Origin of the sequence: Rhodococcus sp. BS-15, assembly GCF_000813105.1 — a bacterium.
Taxonomy (GTDB): Bacteria; Actinomycetota; Actinomycetes; order Mycobacteriales; family Mycobacteriaceae; genus Rhodococcoides.
On the sequence record NZ_BAOX01000015.1, the window covers coordinates 1 to 13,963 of the forward strand.

13 protein-coding genes and 3 pseudogenes are annotated in these 13,963 nt (G+C 64.1%); 8 read left to right on the plus strand and 8 right to left on the minus strand.

Annotated elements, in window-relative coordinates:
* The 4 genes and pseudogenes from RHBS_RS31725 to RHBS_RS03605 all read left to right on the plus strand — a co-directional run.
* Positions 1-173, plus strand: a pseudogene (locus tag RHBS_RS31725) (oxidoreductase); the annotation flags it as partial.
* Between the two features lie 26 nt (positions 174-199).
* Positions 200-1,762 carry a class I adenylate-forming enzyme family protein gene (locus RHBS_RS03595; RefSeq protein WP_128644834.1) on the plus strand — a complete coding sequence of 521 codons (1,563 nt, stop codon included), beginning with the start codon at positions 200-202 and terminating at the stop codon, positions 1,760-1,762.
* Between the two features lie 289 nt (positions 1,763-2,051).
* Entirely contained in the window at positions 2,052-2,384 is a 333-nt protein-coding gene (locus RHBS_RS30160; RefSeq protein WP_237668987.1) for a hypothetical protein, read from the plus strand.
* Entirely contained in the window at positions 2,374-3,507 is a 1,134-nt protein-coding gene (locus RHBS_RS03605; RefSeq protein ID WP_128644835.1) for a serine hydrolase, read from the plus strand. Before RHBS_RS30160 ends, RHBS_RS03605 begins: the two co-directional genes overlap by 11 nt.
* Positions 3,508-3,609: 102 nt before the next feature.
* Here the strand turns inward: RHBS_RS03605 and RHBS_RS03610 are convergent, their stop codons facing one another.
* The 4 genes from RHBS_RS03610 to RHBS_RS03625 are packed head-to-tail and all read right to left on the minus strand — an operon-like array spanning position 3,610 to position 7,389.
* Positions 3,610-4,713, minus strand: coding sequence for an LLM class flavin-dependent oxidoreductase (locus RHBS_RS03610; RefSeq protein ID WP_032399075.1), 1,104 nt, complete (start codon positions 4,711-4,713; stop codon positions 3,610-3,612).
* 18 nt (positions 4,714-4,731) lie between these two features.
* A complete protein-coding gene (locus tag RHBS_RS03615; RefSeq protein ID WP_128644836.1) occupies positions 4,732-5,778 on the minus strand; it encodes an ABC transporter substrate-binding protein in 1,047 nt (348 codons plus the stop codon).
* A 36-nt stretch (positions 5,779-5,814) separates the two neighbouring features.
* Positions 5,815-6,534 carry an ABC transporter ATP-binding protein gene (locus tag RHBS_RS03620; RefSeq protein ID WP_128644837.1) on the minus strand — a complete coding sequence of 240 codons (720 nt, stop codon included), beginning with the start codon at positions 6,532-6,534 and terminating at the stop codon, positions 5,815-5,817.
* Positions 6,535-6,537: 3 nt separating this feature from the next.
* Entirely contained in the window at positions 6,538-7,389 is an 852-nt protein-coding gene (locus RHBS_RS03625) for an ABC transporter permease (RefSeq protein ID WP_128644838.1), read from the minus strand.
* Positions 7,390-7,504: 115 nt separating this feature from the next.
* On the opposite strand from RHBS_RS03625, the gene RHBS_RS03630 reads away from it, so the two are divergent.
* Positions 7,505-8,287 (plus strand): GNAT family N-acetyltransferase, encoded by a 783-nt coding sequence (locus tag RHBS_RS03630; RefSeq protein ID WP_237668982.1) that lies wholly within the window; start codon positions 7,505-7,507, stop codon positions 8,285-8,287.
* Here RHBS_RS03630 and RHBS_RS30165 read toward each other — a convergent pair.
* Positions 8,203-8,472 (minus strand): annotated as a pseudogene (locus tag RHBS_RS30165) (RES family NAD+ phosphorylase); the annotation flags it as partial. The gene RHBS_RS03630 and the pseudogene RHBS_RS30165 sit on opposite strands and share 85 nt — an antisense overlap.
* A gap of 191 nt (positions 8,473-8,663) precedes the next feature.
* Entirely contained in the window at positions 8,664-9,167 is a 504-nt protein-coding gene (locus RHBS_RS03640; protein WP_237668983.1) for a hypothetical protein, read from the minus strand.
* A 177-nt stretch (positions 9,168-9,344) separates the two neighbouring features.
* On the opposite strand from RHBS_RS03640, the gene RHBS_RS03645 reads away from it, so the two are divergent.
* On the plus strand, positions 9,345-10,412 hold the full coding sequence (locus RHBS_RS03645) for a ParB/Srx family N-terminal domain-containing protein (protein WP_128644839.1): 1,068 nt from the start codon (positions 9,345-9,347) through the stop codon (positions 10,410-10,412).
* Between the two features lie 13 nt (positions 10,413-10,425).
* Here the strand turns inward: RHBS_RS03645 and RHBS_RS03650 are convergent, their stop codons facing one another.
* On the minus strand, positions 10,426-11,082 hold the full coding sequence (locus RHBS_RS03650; protein WP_128644840.1) for a DedA family protein: 657 nt from the start codon (positions 11,080-11,082) through the stop codon (positions 10,426-10,428).
* A gap of 171 nt (positions 11,083-11,253) precedes the next feature.
* Here RHBS_RS03650 and RHBS_RS03655 point away from each other — a divergent pair, with 171 nt between their 5' ends.
* Together RHBS_RS03655 and RHBS_RS03660 are read left to right on the plus strand one after the other, a co-directional pair.
* Positions 11,254-12,474 carry a sensor histidine kinase gene (locus RHBS_RS03655; RefSeq protein WP_128644841.1) on the plus strand — a complete coding sequence of 407 codons (1,221 nt, stop codon included), beginning with the start codon at positions 11,254-11,256 and terminating at the stop codon, positions 12,472-12,474.
* Entirely contained in the window at positions 12,465-13,109 is a 645-nt protein-coding gene (locus tag RHBS_RS03660) for a response regulator transcription factor (protein WP_128644842.1), read from the plus strand. The genes RHBS_RS03655 and RHBS_RS03660 overlap by 10 nt, the downstream gene beginning before the upstream one ends.
* Here the strand turns inward: RHBS_RS03660 and RHBS_RS03665 are convergent.
* Positions 13,110-13,957, minus strand: a pseudogene (locus tag RHBS_RS03665) (PhzF family phenazine biosynthesis protein).
* Positions 13,958-13,963 lie beyond the last annotated feature (6 nt).

Genomic DNA, 13,963 nt, shown 5'->3' on the forward strand with positions numbered 1-13,963 from the left:
GTGAACTGCTCGGCATCCCGGACGACTACATCACCGCCGCGCACATCGCCGTCGGCTATCCGGAGAAGTCGTTCCCGCGCAAGCTCACCCGTGATCCGGTGGAGCAGATCGTTGCGGCAGAGACGTTCTCGCAGCCGATGTTCGACTCCGCTGCACTCTCGCCTGCACTGTAAAACCACAGCATCTGAAGGAGTCCGCCGTGCCCGGTACCGCCATCCACCATCGCTCCCCCATCGGTCGCGCCACCATCGGAGATCAACTGCGTCGCCATGCGCGGACGCAGCCGAACAAGGTCGCCTTCATCAGCTATGCGGCGGACGGCACCCGGGAGGTCACCACTTACGGCGAACTGGATTCTCGCGCACATCAATTCGCCAACCTGCTGGTCGATCTCGGGGTGACAGCAGGTGACCGCGTCGCATCGATGGCTCGTAACAGCGTCGATGTGGTGGTGGCGTATTACGGAACACTCAAGGCCGGTGCGGCCTTCACCGGCATCAACGTGATGTATCGCGCCGCCGAGGTGAAGCATCAACTCGAACACGCGGAACCGACTGTGGTGGTGGCCGATCCGGCCTACGCCGAGATCATCGCCTCGGTGAAGCCCGACACCACCACCCTGGTGACCTTCGGTACCGAATACGCCGCACTGACGGCGAACACGCCGTCCACCGAGCCGGACGTCGAGATGGACGAGAACGACGTCGCGATGGCCATCTACACCTCGGGAACCGAAGCGGCCCCCAAGGGCGTCATGATTCCGCACCGCAACTTCCTGATCTCCACTGCGCCCGCGTGGAGCTGGGGTCTCCGCACCGGACCGGAGGACACCTGGCTGTTCGTCATGCCCTTCCACACCATCGCCGGGCTCGGCTCGATGACCACCCTCACGCTGATGGGCGCGACCCTGGTGCTGCCCGCAACGGTCGATCCTGCTCAGTCGCTGCGCATCATCGCCGCCGAGAAGATCTCCGTCATCGCGCAGACGCCGACGTTCTACCTGGCCCTGGCCCGTGACGAGCAGTTCGGGCCCGAGGCCGTGAGCCAGGTACGGCGCTGCCTCACTTACGGCGGCCAGGTGTCACCACACACGATCAGCGCCTGGGCCGCCGCTGCACCCGAGGCCATCTGGGGCACCTACTGGGGGCAGTCGGAACTCTCCCAGCTCGGCTCCGTCGGCTGGTTCACGACACTCGACGACATCCCCGACGGCGACGCGTCGTGGATCGGCAAGCCCGTCACGCACCTCGAGATCAAGGTGGTCGACCCCGCGGGCAACGAGAGCGAGATCGGTGAATTGCTCTGCCGCACTCCATCGGTGATGCTCGGCTACTTCAAGGACCCCGAGCGCACCGCCGAGGCATTCCGCGACGACTGGGTGCATACCGGCGACATGGTCCGTATCGACGCCGACGGCAACCTGTTCTTCTACGATCGGATGAAGGACATGATCAAGTCGGGAGGAATGAACGTGTCGTCGCAGGAAGTGGAACGCACCATCCACACGCACCCGGACGTGCTGCGTGCCGCCGTCGTCGGCGTGCCCGATCCGTATTGGTCCGAGGCCGTGACCGCCTTCGTCATCGCGCGCGACGGGGTGACCGCCGACCCGGCCGCGATCATCGAATACTGCCGCACCGAGTTGGCGTCGTACAAGGCCCCGAAGTCGGTACACATCGTGGCCGAACTGCCCGTCGACCCGCAGGGCAAGATCCTCAAGCGTGAACTGCGGCTGCTGGCGGCGGTCGAGCAGACGGTATGACGCAGCCATCCGAGGTTACCGCTCTCCCCCGTCAGGTGCGCACTCGGCAACGACGAGAGGACATCGTCGCCAATGCCGCGAATATCTTTGCGCGTGAGGGTTACTCGAACGTGGGGATGCGCGATATCGCCGACGCGTCGGCATCAAGGGTGCCAGTCTCTACCACCACTTCCCGTCCAAGGAAGACATCCTGTTCGCGATCTGCCTGACGGTCACGCAGGAGCCGGCCGAGGAGAACCTGCCGCTACTCGACGCGGCCGGAACCCCCACCGAGCGCATGTCGTCTCTGGTGCGTGCGCACCTGGTGCATCTGAATCGGCGACGAGTGGAGTACATCGTCGGCCTGCACGAGCTGGCGTCACTCACCCCCGAGCACCGCACTGTTGTCGAGGACTATCGCCGGCAGTACCAACGACGCGTCCGCGACGTGATCACCGCGGGAATGCGTAGCGGCGAATTCACCGTTCCTGATGCACGATTGGCATCGTTCGCTCTGACCGACATGCTCAACGGCATCAGCAACTGGTTCCACGACGGGGGCGAGCTGAGCATCGAGGACGTCGCCGACAACTACGTCGAACTGGCCGTTCACCGCATTCTAGGAGCATCACATGGCGATTGACGGTCACTGCGACCCCGAGTTCTCAGCGGTGCGTGACGCGCTCGCAGCCAACCTCGACAGCGGCGAGGAACTCGGCGCGTCCATCGTCGTCGACATCGACGGCCACATCGCCGTCGACCTGTGGGGCGGCTATCGCGACACCGAGCGCAGCCTGCCGTGGGAGTCGGACACGATCACCAACGTGTGGTCGACGACGAAGATGGTGACGTGCCTGGCAGCGTTGATGCTGATCGACCGCGGCGTGCTCGACCCCGATGCGCCGGTTGCGAAATACTGGCCGGAGTTCGCAGCCGCAGGCAAGGAGAACATCCTGGTGCGGCATCTGATGTCGCATACCTCCGGCGTCTCGGGCTGGGACCGGCCGTTCGGCGAAGAGGACCTCTACGACTGGGAACTGGCAACATCCCGTCTGGCCGCGCAGGCTCCGTGGTGGGATTCGCGGACGACGTCGGGCTATCACGCGGTCAGTCAGGGCCACCTGATCGGAGAAGTCGTCCGCCGCGTCACCGGAAAGTCGTTGCGCCAGTACATCGCCGACGAGATCGCCGGGCCACTCGGTGCCGACTTCCAGATCGGTGCCGCCGAGGCCGACTGGAATCGGATCGCCGACGTCGTACCGCCGCCCCCACCGACCGATGATGCCGTGCCCGACCCGACGATGGTGCGTCGCAAAACATTTCTCGGACCGTTGGTGAAGGCCTCGTCCGCGAACACCCCGGCGTGGCGCGGCGCGGACATGGGCGCAGTGAACGGGCATGCCAACGCACGATCGGTCGCCAGAATCCTGTCGGTCATCTCCCGAGGCGGCACCGTGGACGGCATACGACTGCTGAGCCCCGAGACCATCGACACGATCTTCGAGGAGCAATCCAACGGAGTCGATCTGGCGCTGGGTATCCCGTTGCGCTTCGGCCTGGGTTTCGCTCTGCCACAACAAGAATCGATGCCCTACATCCCCGACGGCAAAATCTGCTTCTGGGGAGGTTGGGGCGGATCACTGACCGTTCTGCACCCGGAATCGAAGCTGACCATCTCCTACGTGATGAACCGAATGGGGCCGGGCATCATCGGTTCGGACCGCGCGGAGCAGTACGTGCGGGCGGTGTACGACGCCCTCGTATGACGGCGGTCTCGATGATCGCGCATCACTATCATCCATTTTTCACACCATCTACTGGACAGATTTCCCAATTGCGCAGACCCGGCGCGTTCGATCCCACGTGCTCTAGCGCGCGGGAACCGTGATTCCTCGCGCGTCGAGGATGGGTCGAACACCTTCGGCAAAGTGATACGACTCCTCCAGATGCGGATATCCCGAGAGGATGAACTCGTCGAACCCTGCGTCGTGGTACTCCCCTATGAGGTTTGCGACTTCCTCGTGCGAGCCCACCAACGCCGTACCCGCGCCGCCGCGTACCAGGCCGACTCCGGCCCAGAGGTTCGGGTAGATCTCGAGCGAGTCTTTGCTGCCACCGTGCAGCGCCGCCATCCGCCGTTGTCCCTCGGACTGCGAGGACGAATGCAACGCGTGTGCCTGCGACACCTGGTCCTCGGGCAGCTCGTCGAGGAGCTTCTGTGCGACGGCCCAGGCCTCGTCGGACGTGTCGCGGCTGATGGTGTGCAAGCGAATGCCATAGGTGAGCTTGCGCCCTTCGGCGTCCGCGAGCGCCTGCACCTTCTCGATCTTCGCGCGGGCATCGGCCGGGGGCTCGCCCCATGTCAGATACGTCTGGACGTGCTTCGCGGCGACCGCGAGCGCGGGATCGGACGAGCCGCCGAACCAGAACTCGGGCAACGGGTCCGGGGCCTCGGATACGCGCGCATCGGCGACCTCGAAGAACTCGCCTTTGTGATCAACCGCCGACTCGGTCCAGATTCGGTGGACGAGTCCGAGAAACTCGTCGGTGCGGGCGTAGCGCCGATCGTGATCGATCCAATCCCCGAAACGACGCTGCTCGACGTCGTCGCCACCGGTGACGATGTTGAACAACACCCGCCCTTCCGAGAACCGCTGCAGCGTCGCCGCCTGCTGCGCCGCCAACGTGGGCGGCGTGAGACCGGGACGGAAGGCAACGAGGAACTTGAGCCTTCGAGTGCTCTGCAGTAGCGCGGCCGTGGTCAACCACGCGTCCTCGCACCATGTTCCAGTGGGAGTCAGCACCCCCTCGTAGCCGAGTCGATCCGCGGCCTGAGCAACCTCGGTGAGGTAGCGCAACGACGGACGACGAAACCCGGCAGGTTCACGGAGATTTCCGGAGGCATGGGACGCGCCGACGATGGAGCGGCCGTCGCCTGCGGTGGGAAGAAACCAGAAGATACGTGCGGTCACGGGTGAACTCCTACGTGATCAGTTGGTGGATGCGTTCGCGTCTGCGATGGCGTCGTTGTAGCGGGTGTCGACAAAGTCCTCGAACTGGTTGCCACCGGGGATGCTGCCGCTGTCGACGAAGACATCGAACAGTGTCTGCTCCGACTCGACCACTTTGTCGTCCAACGCAATTGCCGGTCGCTGACTTCGTCCTTGCGCCAATTCGCCTGCTGTCGGGTCGATGCCGACTGCCGCTGAGTACGCCGCCGCCCACTCGGCCGGATTCTTCTCGGCCCAGGCGGAGGCTTTGGCCAAACGGACGACGAAGTCCTGCAGGGCGGTATTGGTCGCGGGATCGTCCAACGCTTGCTGCGAGGCGATACCGAAGCCGTAGCCATTCGCGACACCCTCGGCAGTGGTCAGTGTTTTGGAGCCGTTCTGGACCTGAGCGATCGCGGTGAACGGGTCCCAGATCGCCCAAGCGTCGACCTCACCGGAGGTGAATGCCGTCAGCGCATCGGCGGGCTGAAGGAACACCAACTGAACGTCGTCGGTGGTCAAGCCGGCCTTCTGCAACTGCAGCAGCACATGGCCGTGCGCGGAACTTCCCTTACCCACGGCGATCTTCTTGCCGCGCAGGTCTGCGAACGATGTGAGCGTCGAGTCTGCAGGCACAAGAATCTGATCGCCGCTCGCGTCGTTGGTGTAGGCGGAGACAACCTTGATGCGCGCGTTGGCTGCGACACCGAAGACCGGCGGCGTATTGCCCGTGACCGCGAAATCGATCTGCCCAGCCGTCGCGGCCTCCACCTGAGGTGGACCGGAAGTGAAGGTGGAGAACGCAACATCGTACGGCGCAGAGTCAAGTTCCCCCGACGCGCGTAGCAGCGCTTCGGTGCCACCCTTCTGATCACCGACCTCGAGGGTCACCGTTGCGAGCTGGTCGTTCGAAACGAGTTCCGGGGCTTCGGTGATCGCGGTGTCGCTGCCACGAGAGACGCAGCCGGTGAGGCCGACAACCGTCAGAGACAGGGCAGCGAGCACGCCGAGTGCGCGCAGCGATCGGGGACGAGCGTGTGACGACATGTGTGAAAGATCCTTTTCCGGTACCAGATTGGGCGGTCAGTGAACTCCGAGAGCTCCGAGCAGATGGGTACGAAGGCGAGAGAAGCCGGGTGTTCCCCGGTCGCGGGGACGAGGCAGGTCGACTGTCACCGTGTCCGAGACTTCGCCGTTCTCGAGCACGACGACCCGATCAGCAAGCGCGACAGCCTCGTCGACATCGTGGGTGACCAGGAGGATGCCGAACCCGTGCCGTCCCCACAAATCGAGCAGGAGCGACTGCATGGTCAGCCGAGTGAGGGCGTCGAGCGCGCCGAACGGTTCGTCGAGCAGCAGCAGTTCGGGCTCCCCCACCAATGCCCGCGCCAGCGCGGCGCGCTGGGCTTGGCCACCCGACAGCGTGAGCGGCCATGCGTCCCGCTTCGCGGCGAGACCCACCTCGGCGAGGGTGGCGTCCGCGGCGGTCAACGCCTCGTTGCCCGTCACGCCAGCGGTGTTCAGACCGTAGGACACGTTCTGACGCACCGTCCGCCATGGGAACAGGCGGGGTTCCTGGAACGCCACCGCGGGATTCCCGGCGACCTGCCGCTCCCCGGTGTGGTCCGTGGACAGGCCGGCCAGGACGCGCAGGATCGTCGACTTTCCGGAACCGGAGCGTCCGACCAACGAAACGATCTCGCCCCGCTCGATGGACAGGTCGACGCCCTTCAATACGTGGCTGGATCCGTAGAACTTGTCGATCCCGTGCAAGGTGGCGACGGACGTCGTCGTAGTAGTCATGAATCAAGCATCCAATCGGTATCGCAGGGCGCGCTTTTCGAGAATCCGGACGATGCCGTCGGTGGAGATTCCCATCAGGGCGTAGATGACGAGTCCGAAGATGATGGTGTCTAACCGCAGGAAGTCTCGTGCATTGTTGATGACGTAACCGAGCCCGGATTCGGCGTTGATCTGTTCTGCCACGATCAACGACAGCCACGCGATGGCCAACGACTGCCGAAGCCCTACCAACAGTTGTGGAGCGATACTCGGCAGGATGATCGTGGTGAACCGCTGACGCCACGAGAAACCGAGTACGACGGCGGTGTCGAGGAAATCACGATCGATCTGACGTATCGCCGAGAACGTGTTCAGGTACAAGGGAAATGCGACACCCAGGGCGACCAACAGGATCTTGGGAGTCTCGCCGATCCCGAACCACAGAATGAACAGCGGGATCAGGCCGAGGTGCGGAATTGCGCGCAGCATCTGCAGCGGCGGATCGACCGTTGCCTCGGCGAGCTTGGACAACCCGACCAGCGCACCGAGCGCCACGCCGATCAGCCCGCCCAACACGAGCCCCTGGACGACCCGGGTTCCGGAAATGGCAAGGGCGTCGGTCAATTCACCGGTGCGCAGCAGCTCCAGTCCCGCGTCGAAAATCAACGACGGTGCGGGAAGCACGCGTTCGGAGAGAACTCCTGCAGCGCTGGCGATCTGCCACAGGACAAGTAGCAAGACGGGAGAGAGAAAGCGTAGGACGGTCCACCGGTACCGCTGCCACACCGATTGTTTCGGTGAGGCGGGCGCAGGGTCGGTGTCGCTGACACGCAGGTGCACGGGTCCCGCGGGTGGGGCGTACGACGTGACGACCATGTTCACGTGCCTTCCGGTTGATGACGATCAGCTTCGAGTCACCACCATCCGTCACGATCCGGGTCGAGAACAGGGTTCGAATCACCGTGAATCCAGGTCGGGCAGAATCGTCGTCATGAACGTCGAGCCCATTCACACCGAACGCCTGACGCTGCGGCTGTACGAACCTGCCGACGCAGACAGGGTTCTCGTGTACTACAGCGATCCCGAAGTGTGCCGCTTCCTTCTGCACGAAGCGTGGACGAAAGCCGATGCTGTTGCAGCCGTGAACAAACGGATGAGGCGATCGGGATTGAACACCCAGGCGCTCGCTATGGTCGTCGAACACGAGGGGACGGTGGTGGGCAACGTCGAGGCGTGGTTGGTGGACGGTTCCCCGGCTCTCGTCGAACTCGGCTGGACCTTCGACCCGGCCGTATCCGGTCGCGGCTACGCCACCGAGGCGGTGAACGGTTTGATCGACCACGTGTTCTCGCTACCCCAAATCCACCGCGTCAGCGCACAGATGGACGGACGCAACGAGGCGTCGGCCCGATTGGCCGCGCGGGTCGGGATGCGTCAGGAAGCGCACTTTCGTCAGACTGGTGGTGCAAGGGCGAATGGACCGACACCCTGGTGTACGCGATGTTGCGCGAGGATCGCTGACCGCTACAACAGATCCGGAACATCCAAGATCGTGACGCCAGTTTCTTCACGCCACCGCTGCAGCAGATCCCCTCGATCGGAAAGACCGGTGGTGACCTTCACGGCATGCGGATGGCTCTCACCGACCGCACCCGCTCCACCGAAAAGGGCGACACAACGACCCGCACGTTCGAGTTCGTGGCGCGCCCAATACCGCAGACCATCGAACCCCGCCGCTCGTAACGCGGCCGCCCACCGCTGCGTCAACGGATAATCGGCAGTCGAAAAGATCTCCGCCGTCACGCCGAACGCAATACCGGTGTTGGCAGTCAGATCAGCGAGTGTGACGTCTGAGCCCAACGTGGTCGTCGACGCCGCACGACTCTCGACCTCGTACCGGGGCACCACGAGTTGACCGCCGAAAATCTCCAGAAGCGTCACCACCTCGTCTTCGGCCAGATAGCACGTTCCGCCGGGCTCTTCGAGGTCGAACCTGCCGCCACCGCTCGACGAGTGCTACCACGTTCCCAGATTGGCCCGATGTGACCGAAACAGCTCGGTCCCAGCGGGGTACACGTACGACGGAAACCGTCCCGACAATTCACCGACGGCCTTCGGCTCGGACAGATGAACGACAGCGCGTTCGGCGCTCACGCCGAAAGGCGACTGGCAGCGCCCTCGGCCGCGCGCGCCACAACCGGTACGTCACCATCGAGAAGAGCACGCCGAGGTGTGCGACCACCCAACTCGGCCTGCTCGGTAGCAAACCAGGCAACCGTCGACCATCCTCGAGGATCGACGTCCGCCCACACTCGCAGCACCTGCTGGATCCCGAGAATCGGTTTCGCGGGACGGTCGTCGGTAAACCCTGCGGCGGCATACCCGTACTTGCCGTTACTACCTGTCAAACGCAGAACACGATGCTCGCGCACAGCTTTGCTCAGAGCAGCGCGAGTCCAACCCGCTACCGCGACAGCCTCACTCGGAGTCAAGATCTCACCCACATGCTCACTCCACGCGCGGCGCGCCTTCAAACCGTTCACGATGCCATCGAGACCTGCCCTCGCGTACGCCAGGTCACGTTCGTCCGGCGCTCCACTGGCCTCGACAAGGCGATGCGCCATGACTTCCAGATCCTTCTCGACTGTGGACATGCTTCATGGTCCCCTCCACTGTCCCGATGTCAACCATGTCAACTTGCATTGGTGACCGGACGGAATCTGACGCGTTCACCTCCCGAACATCTCCGGTTGGGCTCTGCGACATCGACCGGTGACCGTCGTGCGACAGTCTCGGGAAACTTCACTTCTCGACTCCTGGGAGTTTCACCGATGGCTTCGTTTCTCAGAGCAGCTCTGCTGGGCACACTCGCACTGATTTCTGTCTCGACTACGTCGATGGGCAGCGTCGCCACTGCCGCCCCGGCACGGAACGCGTCGCCACTGTGCCAGGTCGCAGACCTCCTCCCCACCGGATCGTCGGCGGGCCTCGGTTACCAATGTGCCGAAGCGGGTGAACTTCTCGACCTCCCGATCGGTGACGTGCGCGCAACGCAACCCTCGCTCGGATACGACGAGGTGTACTACAAGCTCGGTCGCTACACGCTCGGCAAAGACGAGATCAACAAGAAGTTCGACGACTGGTGCGAGGCCAACGGCCTGGAAGAAGCTGCCTCGGCGTTGCCCGATGCGCGACTGGACAACCCGTCGTCCTTCACCTGCACTGTCCCCGTCGGCCAGGAAACGCCCGACACAATCGCACCGATGAAAACTGTCGTCATCGGGCCGGGCGGCGTGCCGTACCTGACCGACGGACACCACACGCTGACCTCGTTCTACGAATTGGCCGACGGCGGGCCGAATCTGCATCTTCGTCTGCGGGTGGTCGCGAATCTCAGCGATCTGAGCCCCGCTGATTTCTGGGCGCGGATGAAAGCCGAGAAGTGGGTGTGGAACTACGACGTCGACGGTAACGAGGTTCCGGTAGAACAGCTTCCGTCGGGAGTCGGCCTTGCCAAGTCCCAGAACGACCAGTACCGCAGTCTGATGTACTTCGCTCGCGATATCGGCTTCACACCCGGCACCATCCCGTTCCAGGAATTCTACTGGGGTGCATGGGTTCGCGATTCCGGCGCAGTCGACATCAGCGGGTGGGACAGCAACAACCTGGCGAGCTACTTGAGCACGGTCGGCGCGGTCTCGCGCGCGCAGGTGGCGGCACCGAAAGACGCGGTGATCGACAGTGGCCGCACCGCAGCCGAACTCGGTGCTCTGGACGCCTGGAACGACGGCAAGGCTTCCTCCAAGGGCGAATTCGGGAAGCTCTCGGCCCCGTACTCGGACGACAAGCCGGGCAAGCTCGCCTACTCCTTGCAGTACAAGTCGGGACTGCCCCGGTAGTTCCGTTCACCTGCTATAGCCGGGCCCGGAGGCGGGACCGCAACCGAATCGCCACGAATCCGACGAGGGCGAGCGCGACCGACACGATGACGATCTTCTGCAGGATCTCGGCATACGCGTCGACCAGGTGCCAATTCTCGCCCAGTTGATATCCCGCGGTGACGAAGATGGTGTTCCAGATCAGGCTGCCGATCGTGGTGAGTACGAGGAATTTCATCATTCCCATCCGCTCTATTCCGGCGGGCAGGGAAATGAAGCTCCGAAACAGCGGGATCATGCGGCCCGACAACACTGCCTTCGAGCCGTGCTTGGCGAACCACGCCTCCGAGCGGTCGAAGTCGCCGGCCTTGATCAGTGGTATTCGTGCCACCAGTGCTCGCGTACGTTCGCGTCCGATGAGCGCGCCGACCGCGTAGACGATCACCGCGCCCAGCACCGAGCCGAGCGTCGTCCAGAAGAGCGCGGCACCGAAGGAGAACACTCCCTGGCTGGCCGAGAACCCGGCAAGGGGCAGAACGAGTTCGCTCGGGATCGGCGGAAACAGATTGTCGACGCCGACGACGACGGCGGCACCAGGACCGCCGAGCGCATCCATGACGCCGACCGCCCAGCCGGCCAGGCCGTCGAGTTGCTCGGTGTCGGCGGCTGCAGCAATCAGTAAGTTGGACATTGCAATTCCCCTGTTCGTCGGTGTCGCTTGTTGAGAAGGACACCGAAAACGCTACGAAGATCGTGACTGCTGAACATCGAGGAAAGCCGTCGCCTGTTGCTGGGCTGTCTGCAGGGAAATCTTGCGGTTTACCGCAGTACCAGCAGCCACCTGCTCGGCTACGCTGCTGGAGTGCTGGTCAACCGTGGCGTGTACCCACCCGAGCAGGGGGACCGCGCTTCGATCGGCTCACTTGTTCGGCGTTGGGTAACGGCACTGTCCGGAGTTCTGCTCGGGAGCGTCACCGCGGTAGTCGCACTGCTGTTCTCTGTGGTGTCCTTTCTCGCTCTGGCACCGGCGCGCACCCTGGGCCAGCGGGGACGGTTCCTGCGGCGGGCCGTAGGTGTCAGCGCACTGGCGTTGTCCGAGTTCGAGATTCGACGCATCATCCGATTCCACGGAGCGCTGCAAACGGACGCACTGACCCCTCGCCGGTGCCGCAGGTATCTCGGTCTGCGGTGGACGATCGGAATACTCGGGCTCGGCGTGGTCCTTCTTTTGACGTTGTGTCTCGTCGTGGCCGGTTCGATGGTCTCGGCATGGATCCTCAACGGCGACTGGGGGCTGATCGAAAACTCCAACCGCGTCGACGGTGAACTCGTTGCGATGGCCGCGCTGCCCGGGATCCTCTTGACCTTCGTCGCAGCTGTCGGCGTAGTAGGGGTGGGGTCGTTGGACCGCTGGTTCGCCGTTCAGGCACTCGGAAGGCGGTCGCATCGGTTGCTGCACCAGCGAGTTGCCGAACTGACGAGCAGCCGCGATCACGTGGTCGACGCCATCGACGACGAACGCCGCCGCATCGAGCGAGATCTACACGACGGAGTGCAGCAGCACCTGGTTGCTCTGGCGATGCTCCTCGGCCGAGCCCGCCGCGCCGAGGATCCCGAGAAGGTGCAGGAACTACTCGGCCAAGCCCACGTCGCCTCTCAGGGAGCGATCGACGAGCTGCGCGAGGTTGCCAATCGGGTGTACCCGATCGCGCTCGACCAGGACGGCCTGCGCGCATCTGTCGAAGCGATGGCCGAGCGGGCCAGTGTTCCCGTTCGACTCACCTACGAGCTGACGGAGAGGTTGCGACCCGCTGTGGAGTCGGTCCTCTATTTCGTCATCTCGGAGGCCGTCACCAATGCCGCTAAGCACGCGTGCCCGAAACTGTTGGAGGTCAACATCGCTCACCAGAGGTTCGACCGCGTATTGGCCACCATCACCGACGACGGACCGGGTGGCGCGGATCCGTCCGGCACCGGGTTGTCCGGCCTGGCCCGCCGCGTTGCCGCCGTGGACGGCACCCTCACCGTGGACAGTCCGGTCGGCGGCCCGACTGTCGTGACGGCGAGCGTCCCGTGCGGGTGATGGTCGCGGAGGACTCGACGTTGCTGCGTGAGGGACTGGTCCGTCTGCTCGTCGACGAAGGCCACGAGGTGATCGCGTCCGTGGGCGACGCCGACGCGCTCTTGATTGCGGTGGAACAGGATTGTCCCGATATCGTCGTCACCGACGTCCGCATGCCTCCTGGTCACAGCGACGAGGGGCTGCGAGCAGCATTGACCATTCGCAGTCGATGGCCGGAAGTGGCGGTACTCGTACTCTCGCAGTACGTCGAAAACCGTTACGCAGCAGAGCTGATCAGCGGATCCGGCGGCAAGGTCGGCTACCTGCTGAAGGACCGCGTCGCGCAAGTCGACGAGTTCCTGGACGCCCTCGACAGAGTCGCCGGCGGCGGGACTGCCTTCGACCCGGAAGTGGTGAGGCAGCTGCTGTCTCGCACGACCCGATCGAATCCACTAGAGAAACTGACGCCGCGCGAGCGCGAGGTGCTCGAGCTGATGGCACAGGGTCTCACGAACGCACGAATAGCCGCCGATCTGTACATCTCGGTGAGCTCGGTCGAAAAGCACATCAACGCCGTGTTCGACAAGCTCGGACTGGCGAACTCCACCGGTATGAGCCGCCGGGTGATGGCGGTGGTGGCGTACCTGCGGACGTGATCAGGCGATGCGGGTCGCCGAACCCGACACCATGATCCCGCCGGACGGAGGGATGTCCACCAGGAGCTTGCTGGGTCGGCCGACATGGCTACCCTGATGGATAACGATGCTCGCAGGTGGCCGAACCGCATCCGAAACGCGGAGGTACCCACCGGTCGCCGCCGCTGCCGCACCTGTTGCCGGGTCCTCCGTGATGGACCGACCGGGAACACATTGCGTGCGTGCCATAGGTAGGCGCTCTTCGGCCAGAGGACGATGATCGTCGCCGGCCAACCGTGCTCGTCGAGCACAGCACGAGCGCGTCCGAGATCAGGTGAGAACCCGTCGAAGACGTCCCGACCTTCGAGAACGACGAGGGGGTGCCAATTGCCACCGAACGCCTCAGCGGGAACGTAATTGGGATGCAGGTGGTCCGCGGTCAGGCCGAGAGCGCCGAGCACGTCGGCAAGGGCCGTGCTGGACAGCGGTGCCGACTTCGGCTCCACACTCGTGAACGACACCAACGGCGCACCATCCGAGCCGATGCTCGTCTCGATCGCGATGTCCCCCACCGGCGTCGAGAAACGAATCGGCCCGACGCCCTCGGTCACGCTGATCGCTGCGGCCGTCGCCACTGTTGCGTGCCCGCAGAACGGCACCTCGGCGACCGGCGAGAAGTACCGGATAATGCGGTTCCGGTCGCCATCTCCGGGGGTGACGAAGGCCGTCTCCGCGTAACCGACGTCCGCTGCAATCCTCAGCATCTCGATGTCGTCCAGGCCGCGGGCATCGAGGACGACTCCTGCTGGGTTACCGCCTGACGGCTCACTGGAGAACGCCGTCCACCGTTGAATGTCGATCTGGGGCATGCTGAA